This is a genomic window from Enterobacter sp. FB, assembly GCF_000805795.1.
GTDB lineage: Bacteria > Pseudomonadota > Gammaproteobacteria > Enterobacterales > Enterobacteriaceae > Enterobacter > Enterobacter roggenkampii.
The window spans coordinates 290091-307150 of record NZ_JSZC01000006.1; the positions used below are offsets into that span (position 1 = coordinate 290091).

Annotated in this window: 12 protein-coding genes and 1 tRNA gene; 4 read left to right on the plus strand and 9 right to left on the minus strand. The window is 56.0% G+C overall.

Annotated elements, in window-relative coordinates:
• The first annotated feature begins 98 nt into the window (after positions 1-98).
• Positions 99-1961, plus strand: a complete 1863-nt coding sequence (gene gss, locus PI91_RS03825; protein ID WP_039265469.1) for a bifunctional glutathionylspermidine amidase/synthase — start codon at positions 99-101, stop codon at positions 1959-1961.
• A gap of 52 nt (positions 1962-2013) precedes the next feature.
• On the opposite strand, the gene pgaD is transcribed toward gss, so the two are convergent.
• Genes pgaD through pgaA form a run of 4 tightly spaced genes read right to left on the minus strand, consistent with a single transcriptional unit; the run spans position 2014 to position 8150 of the window.
• Positions 2014-2445, minus strand: coding sequence for a poly-beta-1,6-N-acetyl-D-glucosamine biosynthesis protein PgaD (pgaD, locus tag PI91_RS03830; RefSeq protein WP_039265470.1), 432 nt, complete (start codon positions 2443-2445; stop codon positions 2014-2016).
• Positions 2442-3773, minus strand: a complete 1332-nt coding sequence (gene pgaC, locus PI91_RS03835; RefSeq protein WP_039265471.1) for a poly-beta-1,6-N-acetyl-D-glucosamine synthase — start codon at positions 3771-3773, stop codon at positions 2442-2444. The genes pgaD and pgaC overlap by 4 nt, the downstream gene beginning before the upstream one ends.
• On the minus strand, positions 3766-5709 hold the full coding sequence (gene pgaB, locus PI91_RS03840) for a poly-beta-1,6-N-acetyl-D-glucosamine N-deacetylase PgaB (protein WP_113771488.1): 1944 nt from the start codon (positions 5707-5709) through the stop codon (positions 3766-3768). Before pgaB ends, pgaC begins: the two co-directional genes overlap by 8 nt.
• Positions 5710-5711: 2 nt before the next feature.
• The gene (gene pgaA, locus PI91_RS03845) at positions 5712-8150 is read right to left on the minus strand and encodes a poly-beta-1,6 N-acetyl-D-glucosamine export porin PgaA (RefSeq protein ID WP_039265472.1); all 2439 of its coding nucleotides are present in this window, start codon (positions 8148-8150) and stop codon (positions 5712-5714) included.
• A gap of 671 nt (positions 8151-8821) precedes the next feature.
• Here pgaA and PI91_RS03850 point away from each other — a divergent pair.
• Both PI91_RS03850 and PI91_RS03855 read left to right on the plus strand, forming a co-directional pair.
• Complete coding sequence (locus PI91_RS03850) at positions 8822-9349, plus strand: LuxR C-terminal-related transcriptional regulator (RefSeq protein ID WP_021242095.1); 528 nt, start codon at positions 8822-8824, stop codon at positions 9347-9349.
• 282 nt (positions 9350-9631) lie between these two features.
• Positions 9632-9958 (plus strand): hypothetical protein, encoded by a 327-nt coding sequence (locus tag PI91_RS03855; RefSeq protein WP_039265473.1) that lies wholly within the window; start codon positions 9632-9634, stop codon positions 9956-9958.
• On the opposite strand, the gene PI91_RS03860 is transcribed toward PI91_RS03855, so the two are convergent.
• The 3 genes from PI91_RS03860 to PI91_RS03870 form a co-directional block, all read right to left on the minus strand.
• On the minus strand, positions 9936-10754 hold the full coding sequence (locus PI91_RS03860) for a DUF4225 domain-containing protein (RefSeq protein ID WP_023326053.1): 819 nt from the start codon (positions 10752-10754) through the stop codon (positions 9936-9938). The genes PI91_RS03855 and PI91_RS03860 overlap by 23 nt on opposite strands.
• A 543-nt stretch (positions 10755-11297) precedes the next feature.
• Positions 11298-11373: transfer RNA gene (locus PI91_RS03865), tRNA-Phe, on the minus strand.
• 95 nt (positions 11374-11468) lie between these two features.
• Entirely contained in the window at positions 11469-12182 is a 714-nt protein-coding gene (locus tag PI91_RS03870; protein ID WP_008499781.1) for a DUF554 domain-containing protein, read from the minus strand.
• A gap of 182 nt (positions 12183-12364) precedes the next feature.
• Here PI91_RS03870 and PI91_RS03875 point away from each other — a divergent pair, with 182 nt between their 5' ends.
• Positions 12365-14500: an ornithine decarboxylase gene (locus PI91_RS03875; protein ID WP_039265474.1), complete on the plus strand. Its 2136-nt coding sequence runs from the start codon at positions 12365-12367 to the stop codon at positions 14498-14500.
• Between the two features lie 88 nt (positions 14501-14588).
• Here PI91_RS03875 and PI91_RS03880 read toward each other — a convergent pair whose 3' ends face one another.
• Positions 14589-15281 (minus strand): response regulator, encoded by a 693-nt coding sequence (locus tag PI91_RS03880; protein ID WP_023326051.1) that lies wholly within the window; start codon positions 15279-15281, stop codon positions 14589-14591.
• Positions 15271-16896 (minus strand): sensor histidine kinase, encoded by a 1626-nt coding sequence (locus PI91_RS03885; protein ID WP_039265475.1) that lies wholly within the window; start codon positions 16894-16896, stop codon positions 15271-15273. The genes PI91_RS03880 and PI91_RS03885 overlap by 11 nt, the downstream gene beginning before the upstream one ends.
• Positions 16897-17060 lie beyond the last annotated feature (164 nt).

The window sequence follows — 17060 nt, forward strand, 5'->3', positions numbered from 1 at the left end:
CACAGGTGTATGATAAACGCTCCTCTGTCAGGTTAATTACAACGTGCAGACGACGACAACCCATAAAAATTGCCGCCTGCCTGTTTTAGGTTGGATACATGCGTAAAGGAACGTTAAGCATTGATGCGCCATTCGGGACATTGTTAGGCTATGCGCCCGGTGGCGTGGCGATTTACTCTTCAAATTACGGCAGTCTGGACCCGCGAAACTATCCGGAAGATGCGGATTTCCGCAGCTACATCGGCAACGAATACATGGGCCACAAGTGGCAATGCGTTGAGTTTGCCCGCCGTTTCCTGTTCCTCAACTATGGCTTCGTGTTTACCGACGTCGGTATGGCGTGGGAAATTTTCTCTCTGCGCTTTTTGCGTCAGGTGGTCAACGATAACATTCTGCCCCTTCAGGCGTTTGCCAACGGCTCAAAACGCGCGCCGCGCGCCGGGGCGCTGCTGATCTGGCAAAAGGGCGGCGAGTTTCACGAGACCGGCCACGTGGCGGTGATCACCCAGCTTCTGGACAATAAGGTGCGAATTGCGGAGCAGAACGTGATTCACTCCCCGCTGCCGCTCGGGCAGCAGTGGACGCGCGAGCTGCGCCTGAGCGTGGAGAACGGGCGTTATACGATCCACGACACCTTCAGCGACACGGAAATTCTCGGCTGGATGATCCAGACCGACGATACGGAACACAGCATTCCCCAGCCGGAAATCGACGGCGAACTGCTGAAAATCAGCGGTGCGCGGCTGAAAAACACACGTCAGTTCGACGGGAAATGGCTCAACGAAAATGACGCGCTGCAGCAGGCGTATATTCGCGCCAACGGTCACGTGATCAACAAAGATCCCTGCCAGTACTTCACCATTACCGAAAGCGCCGAACAGGAGCTGATCAAAGCCACCAACGAGCTGCACCTGATGTACCTGCACGCCACGGATAAGGTGCTGAAAGACGACAGCCTGCTGGCGCTTTTCGACATCCCGAAAATCCTCTGGCCGCGCCTGCGCCTCTCCTGGCAGTGGCGTCGTCACCATATGATCACCGGTCGTATGGATTTCTGCATGGATGAGCGCGGCATCAAGGTCTACGAGTACAACGCCGACTCCGCCTCCTGCCATACCGAGGGCGGGCTGATTCTCGAAGAGTGGGTGAAAAATGGCTATCGCGGTAACGGGCATAACCCGGCAGAAGGCCTGCTGGAAGAGCTGACCGGCGCCTGGAAGCACAGCCACGCGCGGCCGTTCGTGCACATCATGCAGGACAACGATGTCGAAGAGGACTATCACGCGCTCTTTATCCAGCGTTCTCTGCTGCAGGCCGGGTTCGAGACCAAAATCCTCCACGGGCTGGGGGCGCTCAGCTGGGATGCCGCCGGACAGCTGATTGACGACGAAGGCCGCCACGTCAACTGCGTGTGGAAAACCTGGGCGTGGGAGACGGCGATTGAGCAGATCCGCGAGGTCAGCGAAACCGAATACGCTGCGGTGCCGATCCGCACCGGACATCCTGAAGGCGAAGTGCGCCTCATTGACGTCCTGCTGCGCCCGGAGGTGCTGGTCTTTGAACCCCTGTGGACCGTTATTCCCGGCAACAAGGCGATTCTCCCGGTGCTGTGGCAACTGTTCCCGAACCACCGCTACCTGCTCGACACCGATTTTGAGGTCAACGATCTGCTGAAGCAGACCGGATACGCCGTTAAGCCGATTGCCGGACGCTGCGGCAGCAATATCGATCTGATCAGCGCCCAGGACGAACTGCTGGATAAATCCAGCGGCAAGTTTGTTGACCGCAAAAACATCTACCAGCAGCTGTGGTGCCTGCCGAAGGTCGACGGCAAGTACATACAGGTCTGTACCTTTACCGTGGGCGGGAACTACGGTGGGACCTGCCTGCGCGGCGATGACTCGCTGGTGGTGAAGAAAGAGAGCGATATTGAGCCGCTGATCGTGGTTAAAGATAAGTAGCTCTTACCCGCAATAAAAAAGCCCCCGCAGGGCATCCTGCGGGGGCTTTTCGTTACTGTTCTTCCTCTTCCTGCCCGTTGATTTTCAGATCGATGATGCGGCCAATCTGGTCATGATAGACCGTCAGCAGGTTGTACTGGCTCATCTCAGAGATGATCTGCGGTGAGACATTAAAGCTGCGGGCCAGCTCCTCCTGGTGAAAATAACCCGGCTGACGCCGCCTCGCGTGGGCCCGACGGCGATTGTACTGATACCACAAAATCAGCAGCCAGCCGTTGAGCGCGGCGAACAGCAGGTAGAGCAACACCGTATTAAAGGACTCAATAATCACGCTCCAGCGGTGGTCGCTCTCCTCGGTGAGCTGCATCCAGAGCCGGGCATACAGGAAAAACAGAAAGCCTCCCCACGCCACCAGCGTTAACGCGGCATCGAAAAGACGTGGCAACAGCCGATGTTCGGTCAGAATTAAGGTATTTTCGTTCATTGAAGGCTTCCTTTTCCCCGGTCCGGACTGATCCAGCGCGCGCGGGCGCGCTGGCGTTTAAGCATGACTTTTGGAAACGCGACGAGGGTGGTGAACAGGCCGATCATCCAGTACACCATCGGGAACCAGATCACCCAGAAAAGCGAGCTGGCCACCTGCCGTTCATAGCGCCGCTCGATGAACAGGCTGACCAGGAACTGCAGCAGGCACATCACCCCCAGCAGCAGCCCGGTAAACGCCGGTGGAAAGAGGCTCTCCACGGTCAGCCTGGCGGGAATCGGCGTGATATGGCTGAGGATAAATAACAGCACCGTCATGGCGTAGGCGAAGGCCCACAGCGTTGACAGGGCATACTCAAGAAACAGGGGCCACATGCGGTGATGCTCCCAGCGCACAATCCTGCGAAGGTTGACCAGAAACACCTCCGCGCCGCCCTGGGCCCAGCGCAGACGCTGTTTCCACAGGCCCTTGAGCGTCTCCGGCATCAGGATCCAGCACAGCGCCCGCGGCTCGAAAAAGATATCCCAGTGGCGCAGCTGGAGCTTCCAGCTGATGTCAATGTCTTCGGTGATCATGTCCGGGCTCCAGTACCCGACGTCCGCCAGCGCCTGTCGGCGAAAGGCGGCGATAACGCCCGAGACGGTAAAGACCCGGCCATAGATCCGCTGCGTCCGCTTGATGAGCCCGATAATCGATGAGAACTCGCCCACCTGAATGCGGCCGATCAGCGTGGAGCGCGTGCGAATACGCGGATTCCCGGTGACCGCCCCGACGTGGGGATACTGAATCAGCGGGGCCACCAGATACGCTGCCGTATCGCGGTCGAGCAGGGCGTCGCCGTCAATGCAGACCAGCAGATCGCCCCGGGCCGCCGCTGCCCCGGCTTTGAGCGCCAGCGCTTTCCCCTGGTTTTCCGCAAGATTAATCACCCGCAGGCGCGGCTGCTCCTGCGCCAGCGCCTGCAGCACCTGCGCGGTGTTGTCAGACGAGCCGTCGTTGATGGCGATAACTTCGATATTTTCATACCGCTGATCCAGCGCGGCGCTGATGGTCTCCCGGGCATTCCTTCCCTCGTTGAAGCAGGGGATAAGAATGGAGATGAGCGGCTCACCGGCGAGCGTCGGGGCGGGCGTCTCTTTATCCCACGACCAGTGGCGTTCAAGCTGAAACCAGAAATAGAGCCCGCCGGTTATCCAGAGCACGGACATGAACAGCGGCCAGAAGAACACAAAATCCAGAATCAGCTCGCCGGTAAAGAGGGCGGCCACGCCTAACGGCAACCCGAATACCAGACATAAAATGGAAAAGGCGATAATGCGATCAGTCATTGTCAGGGTACCAGTACGAAGAAAATACAGGCCTGATGCGTGAGATATCAGGTTGGTTGTTGATGAAATCGTCGGGGTAGTAGCCGTAGTTTTTGACGCCGTTCAGCTGGAGCACGCGCATCCACTGTGCCAGCTGGCTGTCGGAAACGGCGCGCTGCGGTTTCCGCTCCCAGTCCCGGGCCTGCAGCTCGAAAATGGTTTTATCGAGCGCGCCGTGACGCGCGGCGACCACTTTAACCAGACGCGTCAGCCAGGCATCACTCTCGTCTGCCGGGACGGACTCCATCAGCGGCATGGCCATCGGCACCGTCCAGTCATACTCCGCCAGAAAATCATCAAGATTCTGCGCGAACCACGCTTCGCTTTCGGGCTGCAGAATGGGCAAGGCGAACATGTTGCGCGCGGTTTTTATCTGCGGGCCACGGATATGCTTCACCGCGAGGCTCAGGGCGTGGGTAAACCCAATAAGCGTCTGGCTTTTCTGACGTGTTGTGCTCTGAGGGCCATCGTCCACGTCGGTCAGCACCGCATCGTCATGGAACAAGATCCCGTTGAAGCTGGCATAGCGGGCCAGATCTTCATAGATGTCCGTCACCTGCTGGCGCACCTGCGGGTCCCACGGGGAGAGCCGGATATAGGGATCGGTGGCTTCGCGCCGCTGGCCTGACGAGCGGTCCCGACGCTGCACGCGCGGCAGGGCAGGATCGAGATCGAACGAGAGCACCGGCATCCACGCGAAGACTTTTACGCCCGCGCGGGTTTGCAGCTGCCAGGAGACAAAATTAAAGAGGTCGGCCCGGACCGGCAGCTGGCGGTTGGGAAAATAGAGCGCCTTGATCCTGCCGTCGCCCTGCGGGTCGGCAAACGCCTGCAGGAAAACATGGCTGATTTTCATGTCGTAGACCCGCTGGATCAGCCTGTTGATATTTTGCGTCTGCTGGGCCGGATTGGGATCGTAAACGTAGTCGAGATCGACGTGCATGACGCGCACGGGTTCGTGCTCCTGAACCTGGCTGACCGTACTGGCAAATGCCTTGAGCGAGGGATTGCCGGCGATCAGCAGACGGGGGATGTTCCCCAGCTCCTTCACGTTCCCCAGCCCGTCCTCAAGGGTAAAGGCCAGCTGATAACCCTGCTGTCTGGCGATGGCGAGCGACGTGCCGTTGGCGGCACCGTAGGGCCAGACCCAGGCGCGCGGCGCCTTGCCCGTCACCTGCGTGATTTTTTCAGTCACTTTGCGAACGTCATCGCCGATCCGCTGGCTGAATTGCCGATCGGTTTCATAGCGGCCCGTCGCTTTATCGTAAAAGCGGTTGGCGATGGCCGGTTCGCGGCTGCCCTGCGGGTTGGCAACAATGCCGTAATGCGAGGCCCAGGTGTGCGACCCGATCTCAATCAGCGGAGACCGGCTGAGCTCGCGCACCATATCCCACGTCGCGAAGCGATCGCGTGGCGTCATCAGGCCGCCGAAGTTAACTTTTTGATTTTCCGGCGTATCCACCCAGCTGCCCACCGGCGCCCAGAGCGCAGGGACGTTCCACGCCTGAAGCAGTGGCCAGACGCGGGTGTAAAAGCTGCTGTAGCCGTCGTCAAAGCTGAGCAGAACGGCTTTGGGCGGCAGCGTTTTTTTTCCGTCATGGGCATCCAGAATGTCCTGCACGCTGATGACGTGATAACCGTTGTGCAGCAGCCAACCGATCTGCTCGTTTAGCGCGCTGGTGCGCACGGAGAGGTAGCGCTGATCGGCGGCATCGTCTTCGACGTCGTGGTAGGCCAGCACCAGAAACTGGTTCTGCGGCCAGGGTTTGCTCGCCTCCAGCTGCGGCCGATCTTTGGGCGCAATAAACGAAAATGCCTGCGCGCAGACATTTGCGCTGAGGCAGAGCCAGCCGATGAGTATCAGGCTCGCGGAAAAACGTGTGTTCATTATCATCATCCTTAAAAGCGTAAAGTCGCATCAAACGTGACGGAGAGGTTGCTCTCGCGTTTGCCGTCGTAAGGGCGCTTGTCCCAGTTCAGCATCACGCCGGTATCCATGACGTTGTTCCACTGAACGCGTTGTCCGTAACCCAGCACAGCGATGGCACCAGCGGACTGATTTTTCTGCCAGTAGCGGCCGCCTCCCGCCACGAACTGCTGGCTCCAGAGGGTGTTGTAATGGCGGACCAGCTCATGGTCAACGGCCAGGGCGGCCGTCACGGAGAGATCCCGCGCCGGGTTGTAATAGAGGGTGTCCCGCAGGCTGTTTTTGCTGGCGGCGATCCCCGGTTCGAGATCCATCGTCAGGGACGGGGTCTGCCAGAGACGCTCCTTGCCCGTGAGGGTGTATTCCTGTCGGCGGTTATGATCCGAGAAGCGGCTGACGGCGGCGCTGAACTGGTACTCACGGCGCTCGTTTTGATACCAACGCACCCCGCCTTCCCCCCGGTTGGCGCTGATCCCGTTGCGTAACGCCCGCAGGGGCGTGTTGCGCGACAGGCGCTCAAGGCTGCCGCTGACCTGCCAGCTATCGGTGAGGCTGTACGTCGTTGAGAGGCGAGCGCCCGGCTTGTTCGCCCCGTGATAGCGGTTGCTTGAGAGCTCGGCTTCGAGCTGGAGATCGCGTGGCCGCCATTCGATGCCGCCCAACAGGTGACGGCTGGAGCCTTTGCCTTCATCGAAATTGCCCTCTGCATAGCGGGTGCCGGCAAACAGCCGCCAGTTATCCGCTACGGGCGGGCCATAGAGCGTGGCGTCCCAGTTGAGATCGTGCGTCCCGCTGACGGGGTTATCGGAGTGCAAACCCTTGCTCGCGTTGAGGCGCAGCTCGGACATATGGTGGACGGTGCGGAGCCTGTCCAGACGCCTTGCGCTGCGATCGCGCGGCGCGCGGGCAACGACGTCGTCGGCCAGTAAATCCATCTGCCGCCACTCCTGCAGATCCATGGCGACGTAAGCCTGCTGCTGCTCAAGCTCCAGATTCGAGGGCTCCAGCGCCTCCGCCATTTTCAGCGTTTGCTCGGCCGCGCGCGGCAGGCCTCGCGCCTGAAGCAGGGTGGCGTAGTCAATCTGCAATCCCTGATTGCCCGGCGCGGTTGCTGCCAGACGTCGCGCCAGCTTTTCGGCTTCCGGCAGGGCATTCGTCGCCAGCAAATAGTTAAAACGAAGCGACTGACCGGTAAGCCACCGATCGTTCGGCTGAGGGGTAGGGGAACCGAAATCGTAACGGGTCCAGGGAACGTTGCGGGTGTGGCGCTCTGCATACCGGCGGGCGGACGGATACTCTCCCGTATCCAGCCAGGCGTAGAAAAGCGCGTGCTCCTCGTCCTGCGGATCAGATGCGTACTGCGGATAGCGTTGCAGAAGCGCGAAGGCGGCGGCAGCGTTTTTCTCCTGCAGATATGCGGAGATCACCCAGCCGATTGCCCAGCCCGGCACCGGATGCCGGGCTGCCGTCAGATCCTGATATTCGCTGATGACCCGCGGGTAATCGGCATGGGCATACAGCGCGCCGAGCCGGTCGATACGCGCAAGCACGACGTCTTCCGCCGCCTGCGGCTCGCTCTGCCAGCGAGAAAGCAGCGCGTCGTAACGATTCAGCGCGGATTGCGCAAGCTGCAGGCGCTCCTTTTCTGTTCTGCCCGGCACATCTGCAAGGCGAACGCTTTCGGCGGCGGCATTCAGCTCAAGACGACGACGCTCCGCGGGGGCTAGCGCCACCTTTTGTGAAAGCAGGAGCGCGGGGGTATTGACCCGGTTATCCGTTAGCGCGTCGACCCGCTCGCGGAGAAGCGCGTGATTTTCTGGCGCGATATACAGCGCGCGCGTGTCGGCTAAAAGCCGATCCCAGCTTTTTCCCTGGCGTAGCCAGACGTATGCCAGCGTCTGAAGATGCGCCTGCGAGGGGGCCTCCGCCACCAGCCGTCGGGCCTCCTGCAGGGCAAGCGTATCTTTACGGGCATCGGCCAGGGTTTTGATATAGCCGATACGATAATCGTCGTTATCCGGCGCAAGGCTGCGCGCTTCTTTCCAGAGCGCCAGAGCGGGCTCCCACGCTTTCTGATTTCGTCTGGCCTGCGCGACAGCCGCAACGCCGCGGGCGGGCAGCGGCATATAAATGCTGTAGCGCTGCCAGACCTGAATAACCTCGTCATCATGACCTGCCCAGGCCGCCACCTGTAACCAGTCCGCAACGTGCTCAGGCGTCAGGGCATGCTGCTGCTGATAACGCTGAAGATAATCGAGAAACGACGTGTAATTACCATTACGCGCCTGTTGAATCTGTTGCTCATAAACGGATTCCGTCGCCTGAACCAGAACAGGAAAGAGTAATAACAGAAACAATAATGTTGGGGTGCGATAAAAGAATAATGTACTGAAGCGAAGCGATCTTTCCATATCTATTTGCCATTTGTTTATCATGAATCCATTGCATAACACGGCTGCCTTTTAACTCTGCGTTAAAGGCCATAAATGAGAACATTAAATCTGAATGCAGTAACGTTAAGGGGTACTTACTTAAAGGTAATTATGGCGCCTCATCTTAGTGGACTGGATGGGAGGTAATGTACACCCGATATGTTGCCCGATAAATATGCTGAAAAGCGGCTGTGTCGTTTTGAGATAATTCTGTAATGAGCAGTTTTTTGTGTTTATTTTGAATTGAGTGATTAATTGCAAATAATTGAAATATAATGATTTTATTTTATTGTGACAGTTTTGTATATATTTTTAATGACGCTTGTTAGCCTCAATTAAAGTACTTTCTGGTGCATGTTTGGGAAGTTTCATGACAAAAATTCTTAATGTTTAGAGAAGTGTCTTTTCTGCGATTTTTTTTTACTTATAATTAAAGACAGACATTGAATGATAGTCTACAGGAAGTCTTACTCATCAATGTGTGTATTGAGGGATGTCCAAAGCCAGAATACATCTATCGTTAATATAACAGCGCTATAAAACGAAGGCGGTCTTCTTTTCGCAGGATCGTTCTTGCTTTAATCTAAAAGGGATGGTTAGTGGCAACTTCAATAGTGTTAGTGACTCAGGATCGCTACCTTGTCAGGGGGATGCGGATATTTTTTCCGGATATTATCCTGCTCGATTCGATTGACAGAAACATATTTGATAACGGTGCAGATGAATATTCTGTATTGATTGATAGTCGTGCGCCGCTCCGTTTATATGATTACCTGATACGCCATCCGGCCAGAACGAAAAAAACGATTTGCTGCGTTATGCTTGATATGCGCCATCGCGAGGAGAATCTGCTCAGTATGAAGCTGTTTATGAACACGTCGCTGACGGCGCCGGATATGGCCTCGCTGTTTAACCTGGTGCTCAATATGAAGGGCCGTCGCCTGACCACGAAGTGGCTGCTGAATTTACGGCTGAGCACGCATGAAACGATCATGTTGCGGTTGCTGAGAGCAGGGATGTCAATGGAGGAGATTGCAGGCGAGCTGAATACGTCGGTGAAAAGTCTCTATCGCAAACGAATGGCGCTCTCGGAACGACTGGGGGCGGAGAACTTCAACGAGGCGTGTTTGTTTATCTTCAAAAACAAACTGCTGGGCGCAGGTGGGAACGATCCCTAGGTTGGGGAGAGAACAAAAGCATAATTGCGGGCGGTATTCAGAGGTTTGAGAACGCTGGATGAGGACAACTTCCTGGCCTTGGGTTTGGATTTACTCTGGCTCAAAACGACACAAGGACGTTGTCATGGACACGATTGAAGAGTCTGGTCACCGCCACTGTAAGATATCTTCAACTATTTGATATAAATATAAATTTGACAAATATCGACAGGTAGCGATTTATCCGTCAAATTCAGTTAAACTTCGTCACATGTTTCAGTGAGTTATGGGATGGTTAGTAGAATGACCAGCGAAGAAGCACTTTTAAAATCAGGTTTTAGTAAACGAGATCTTCAAAAGCTAAAAAACAATATCGAGAATTACGGTGGTTCGTTTGATAGCGTAACTCATGATCTGGCCAATCGTTTTAAGGCAATGAAGTGGATAACTATTATTGCCTTTATCATACTGGCTTTAACTCTTTTACTTGCATCCAGGGATACAAGTCTGACACTTGCGCTCACGTTATTGATTGTACTACCTTTTATCTGGTATATAACGCCAGCAAAACTTGGCTACAAATCCTGGCGTTACCGTAAAATGCTGACTAATTCTGAGACGGGTCGCTGACGGACAACAGATCAAAAATAATCTTAGCTTTCACGCCGTAACCTGCTATTTTCATTGTAAGCTGCGGGCGGCTCAATGTGCTCACCTTTCGGTAATAGTCTGTGGGTAGATAACGAAACAGTCGCCAGGTACCAGGTCGCCGTAACAAGCCAAAAATGGTATACGCATTAGCGGCCAGTGAGATTGATTTGTAGACACCTAAACCATTCTCACGACTAAAGCCCATAAACTCAGCTGTAGACATCGCGGCATTCGCGACCAGCCCTTCACTGGTAGTGTTGTTCGTTGCGTAGCGAGCCACTTCTTTACTGATGCTGTTTGCCCCGTCAGTAACCAGAATCGCACCAGCAAGAACTCCGAGAGGGGTCATCGTGCCAATCAGTGTAAATCCTGCGGCTATTTCAGCACCGGCCAGGACAACACTAACTGCCGAGATAACATACCCAACAATTTTGTTATTCTCTCGGATGAACTCGACTTTCGCGTAAAGCTTCGCTGCCTTCGTTCGTAATAAACGAGCTTGTTCCAGGAGGTTATAGTTTTCTTCTCGAAGTATTTTAACGCAGTCCATGCATTCTTTATCTGATTTAGCCTGACGAGCTAGCGTAAACTGTTGTTCTATGAGGTCCCGAATTTCCTGAATGAACTTCATTCGAGTCAGACCATCGCTGAGATGAAAAGCCGACAGAGTGTTGGCTGTATTTACCAGTTTCCTGGCTTCCATATTCACCATCGTTTCCGCCCAGGCTTTATTTCTTCCACCTGATTGCATCATGTTAAGCAATGCTGCATCCATTGTAATTCCTCTCAATTGCTTTACCGGCGTCTGTTTAGACTGATAAACGGCTCCCTCTGACTGCCATGCGTGCCAACGCATGCACAATATAGTAGCAATGTGGTTACGGGGTCTGAAGCAGAAGTCGCTTTTTGCAGCTACACACCTCGGCCTGCTAGACGGCTTTCACCGGGCATCACCGAAAGTATCAGGCCAGATTTTTGCTCAATGGCATCAATGAGAAGCCCGTTCTCGCTTGAGTGGCCGCTGTAGTAGGGAAAGGGCAACACCAGCGGAAAGCCAGCCGTTTTTGTCGGGAATTTCACCATCAATCAGGCCGGATGTGCAGCACGACTGGACGTTTTCGGAGGCCCTGGGCAATCCGGCATGTGTCCACTGTATAGTAGGTGCCGTTTCGGTCTTTGGTAGGCTTTATCATAATGCCCATTTTGTACCACCGGGAAGCGGGGCCGGAGGAAAGATAAGAGGGGTAACTACTGATAAACCAACAAGTTGTTGACTCAGAAAGCAAAAACCCGCCATGAGGGCGGGTTCTTTAAATAGTGGTGCCCGGACTCGGAATCGAACCAAGGACACGGGGATTTTCAATCCCCTGCTCTACCGACTGAGCTATCCGGGCAACGGGGCGCATTAAACCCGATCTGCCCGGTGGCGTCAACGAAAAATGTTGTTTTCGTTACGGACTGCGCAATCTCTCACCATTTCGCCGCATCCTTAAGCGAAAAAGTGCGTCCAGAGCGCGGAGAGCGGCATGGCGAGCAGCAGCGCGGGCAGCATGTTCACCACGGCAAACATCTTGATCCCACAGATGCGCAGCCCTGTTGCCAGCAGCAGCAGGCCGCCGACGGCGGTGAAGTCTGCCATCATCGCCGGCGTAGTGAGCGGGAGAATTAACGTGGCGCAGGTAGCCAGTGCCAGCTGGATAAGCAGCATCGGCACGCAAATCGCCGCGACGGCAATGCCGAGCGTGGTGGCAAAAATAGTGGCGGTGAAGAAATCCAGAAACGCTTTTGCAATCAAAATGCTCGGGTCGCCCGTCATCCCTTCCTGCATCGAACCGAAAATCCCGGTGCCGCTGGCGCAAAACAGAATAATGATGGCGACATAGTTCTGAATAAACGTCTCGTGCGTGCCGTGCTTCGCCTTGCCCGGTCGGGCTATCAGGTTTTTGGCTTTGCCTACCGCATTATTGATGCCTTTTTCCAGATAGCAAAACTCGCCAATCAGCGCGCCGAGCAGGGTGGCCAACACCATCACCGGCAGGTTGGCGCATTTGACCACTAGCAGAATACCGATCCCTAACGAGGCCAGGCCGAATATCGAGGGCATGGATGAGCGGATACGCTCCGGCAGCCGCTGGCTCAGCACTGCGCCGAGTACGCCGCCCAGCAATACGGCTCCTGCGTTGATAAATGGCCCGATAACCACGCTTAACTCCTGTTATTTAATCATTGATATTGCATTATTATGGCACGTCAGCGCTGCGCGGGCCTTAGCTTTGGGTGATATACGTGCATACTGATTCCTTCTTGCACCTCAAAATAAAAGGTGACATTATTGCGCGAATTTTCTCCTCCCTGTCTCACCGTTCGGTGAGGGTAATTGCGCTTATGAAAACCATGAAAATCGCCGTCAGCCGCGAGCTGCTCTCAACGGTGTCTACGCATCGCGAAAAGGTGACGCTGGACAGCACGGATTTCACCGATGTGGCAGCCGTCGTCATGACGACGACAGAGAGTCGCAGCGGCATCCTTGCCTTGCTGAAACGCACGGGCTTTCATTTACCGGTGTTTATTTTCTCTCAGGAGCCGACGGAGGTGCCTGACGGCGCCACCGCGGTCATCTCGGGTAAAGCTCAGGAGTTTCTGGAACTGGAGACTGCTGCCAGCCGTTACGAAGAGAACCTGCTGCCGCCGTTTTTCGACACCCTGAGTCAGTATGTGGAGATGGGCAACAGCACTTTCGCCTGTCCGGGCCACCAGCACGGCGCGTTTTTCAAAAAACACCCGGCAGGGCGGCAGTTCTATGATTTCTTCGGTGAGAACGTGTTCCGCGCGGACATGTGCAATGCCGACGTGAAGCTGGGCGATCTGCTGATCCACGAAGGGTCCGCCAAGCATGCGCAAAAGTTTGCGGCGAAAGTCTTCAACGCGGATAAAACCTACTTCGTGCTGAACGGCACGTCGGCGGCCAACAAGGTGGTGACCAACGCGCTGCTCACCCGCGGCGATCTGGTGCTGTTCGACCGCAACAACCATAAATCTAACCACCACGGGGCGCTGATCCAGGCGGGCGCCACGCCGGTTTACCTTGAGGCCGCACGTAACCCGTTTGGCTTTATTGGCGGGATTGACGACCACTGCTTTGACGACGCGTATCTGCGGGACCTGATCCGCGAGGCGGCGCCGGAGAAAGCCGACGAGCCGCGTCCCTTCCGCCTGGCGATCATTCAGCTTGGCACCTACGACGGGACGATCTACAACGCCCGTCAGGTGATCGACAAGATCGGCCATCTGTGCGACTACATTCTCTTTGACTCCGCCTGGGTAGGCTACGAGCAGTTTATTCCGATGATGGCGGAAACGTCCCCGCTCTTGCTGGAACTGAACGAGAACGATCCGGGCATCTTTGTGACCCAGTCGGTGCACAAACAGCAGGCCGGGTTCTCGCAAACTTCGCAGATCCATAAAAAGGATAACCATATCCGCGGCCAGGCGCGTTTCTGCCCGCACAAGCGGCTGAACAACGCCTTTATGCTGCATGCCTCCACCAGCCCGTTTTACCCGCTGTTCGCGGCGCTGGATGTCAATGCGAAAATCCACGAAGGGGAAAGCGGGCGCAGGCTGTGGGCCGAGTGTGTGGAGCTGGGCATTGAGGCGCGCAAGGCCATCATCGCTAACTGCCATATGATCAAGCCGTTTATCCCACCGGTGGTGGCGGGGCGGCCGTGGCAGGATCATCCGACGCACGCCATTGCCAGCGAGCTGCGCTTCTTCAGCTTCGAGCCGGGGGCCAAATGGCACGGATTTGAGGGCTATGCGAGCGAGCAGTACTTTGTTGACCCGTGCAAGCTGCTGCTGACCACGCCGGGCATTGATGCCGAAACCGGGGAGTACACCGATTTCGGGATCCCGGCGACGATTCTGGCGCACTACCTGCGTGAAAACGGCATCGTGCCGGAAAAATGCGACCTTAACTCGATCCTGTTCCTGCTGACGCCTGCCGAAAGCAGCGAGAAGCTGGCTCAGCTGGTGGCAATGCTGGGGCAGTTTGAACAGCATATTGAAGACGACACGCCGCTCGCCGACGTGCTGCCGACCATCTACCAAAAATACCCGGTGCGTTACCGCGACTACACGATCCGTCAACTGTGCCAGGAGATGCACGATCTCTACGTCAGCTTCGACGTGAAGGATTTGCAGAAGGCGATGTTCCGCAAGGAGAGCCTGCCTGAGGTGCTGATGAACCCGCAGGATGCCAATCAGGCGTATATTCGCGGGAACGTGGAGCTGGTTCGCATACGGGATGCCGAAGGGCGGATTGCTGCCGAAGGGGCACTGCCCTATCCGCCGGGCGTGCTGTGCGTGGTGCCGGGTGAAGTCTGGGGCGGGGCGGTACAGCGTTACTTCCTTGCGCTGGAGGAGGGCATCAACCTGCTGCCGGGCTTCTCGCCGGAGCTGCAGGGCGTTTACAGCGAGAAGGATGCCGACGGGATTAAGCGGCTATATGGATATGTGTTGAAGTAGACTCTCCCCCGAACGTAGGCCGGGTAAGCGTTAGCGCCACCCGGCGATTTACCCGGTGGCGCAAGCTTACCGGGCCTACAATATAGCTTCAGGCTTCTGCGCGCCGGTACATCCTTCTCGGATGCCCAATCTTGCCGTACAGCATCTCCACGCTGAGAAACCCGTTCTCCACGCAGTGCTCCAGATAGCGACGGGTGGTGGTTTTACTCAATCCCGTCTCGCTCACCACCTCATCCACGGTAAAGCAGTGCGTTGCCTTGTCGTTAAACAGCGACTGCACCCGCGCCAGGGTATTTTCCTCGATGCCCTTGCTGCCGTTGTCCTGGCGGTAGTTTTTCGCCTGAAGCTGATACAGCGAATCGACGTTCTGCTGGTCGACAATCTTCCAGACGCGCTGCTGTTCGGCAAACTGCACAAACCGCTCCAGCGACTGGCTGAGCCGCTTCCAGGAGACGGGTTTGAGGATGTAGTCGAACGCGCCGTTGCGGATGGCCTGGCTGCAGGTGTCCATATCGCTGGCGGCAGTGATAAAAATGACCGAGCAGTTGGCGCGGGCCAGCATGGGGTTATTGATCAGCGAGATCCCTTTGCCGTCCGGCAGATAGTTATCCAGCAGCACCAACTGCGGCTGTTTGCTTGCAAGCTCTGCCTGGGCCGCAGCCAGCGACGAGGCAATGCCCACCAGCCTCAGACGCGGATGCTTGCTTATCAGCTCCGCGTGCAGTTGCGCCAGCTCGTTCTCGTCTTCAACAATCAGTACGTCGATAAGTTCATGTTGCATAGTCGGTGTCTTCCAGTTGCCGGGCGGTTCCCGTGGCCGGGATAAACAGGGAGAAAATGGCGCCGCGCGGGATATTATCGGCAACTTCTATCGCGCCGCCAGCCTGTGTGACATAGCTTTCGATCAGATACAGACCAATCCCATGATCGCCGCGCGTTTTGGTGGTGATGCCGCGCTCAAAGATCCGCTCACGGATCTCCGGCTTGATGCCAACGCCCTGGTCGGCCACTTCAATAATCAGCTCCTGATCGCTGAGCTTTATCAGCACCTCCACCGGGGCGTGGGGAAGCGGCGACCGCTGCGTCGCTTCGATAGCGTTATCCAGCAGGTTGCCAATAATCGAAATCAGCTCTTGTTCCCCCAGTGGCAGGAACGGCTTGTCCAGCCGACAGGCCGGGTCGAAACTCAGCTCGACCCCTTTCTCCCGCGCGCGGGCGGCTTTCCCCAGCAGCAGGCCGCACAGGGTCGGGGAGCTGAAGCGCGAAGAGATAAAGTCCAGCAGCTCCTGAGCGTGTTCAGACTGCGCCTGAATGTAGCCAATCGCCTCCTCATAGCGGCCCATATGCAGCAGACCGGAGAGGGTGGTCATCCGGTTTAACTGCTCATGACGCATGATGCGAAGGTTATCGACGTAGCGTTTGACCTGGCTGAGCTGGGCGCTCAGCGAGTCGATCTCGTTGCGATCGCGGAAGGTGATCACCCAGCCCTGCAGCGATCCCTCAAGCATGATGTGGACCCGGCTGGCAATCACCGTGAGATCGTTAAAACGGCAAATCTCATCATGGGTATCTTTCGCCAGCATCGTCTGCGTGTCGAAGAACGGGACCGGATCGATCACCTGGCTTATCAGCTGCCCGCGAAGCTCACGGGCCGGCTGGCTCAGCCCCAGCAGCTTGCGCGCCGCCTGGTTGATGACTTCAATCCGCCTTTGATCGTCAATGGCAATTACGCCTTCATAAATAGACTCCATCAACGCCTTCTGCTGGCGCACTAGCAGGCCGATCTCGCGCGGCTCGAGGGAGAAGATCTGCTTCTTAATACTGCGGGTAAAGAACCAGGAGAAGATAAAGAGAGCAATCAGCAGCAGCACCGCGGCAATCAGGATATTGACCACTTTACTGACGGTAATGGTGTCCAGGTAGCTGGTGAGATAGCCGACCGAAACAATGCCGACCACCTGTCCGGCAGCGTTGAAGATGGGGGCCTTACTGCGCAGCGAAATACCCAACCCGCCTTTGCGGATGGTGGTGGTGCTTTTACCCTGCAATACGGCTTCGTTGTCACCGCCTACCAGCGTGGTGCCCACTCTGTCGGCGAAGACGGAGTGAAAAAGATGCTGGCCCTTATTATCACCAATCACAATAAAGCTGGCGTCACTGTGCGCAGACATCTTTTGCATAAAGTCATGGATGGCGATGATATTCTTTTGTTCAACTTCATGTCGCAATGTTGGAATAAGCGCAATCTCTTCAGCCTGTATTTTGGCGCGCGTGCTCATTTCCTGATAAAGCTGTTTTCCGACATCGGCATAATAATATCCGCCCAGTAACGCAAAAAGTACTGAGAAAAAGGCAACCAGCGAAATAAACAGCTTTATCTGGAAAGAGACTTTCATAACTCTCACGCAAGGTAGCGACAAAGAACGCCAATATATCATCTTTTTTCGCGCGGACGTCCGCTTTGCCGAAAACTTGTGATCCCTTGCACAGCGGGCGTTGTAAAAGCGTTATCCCAAAGACGGGTGGCCTCTGGCTGCACGAATAAATGTTATTTGTTTGT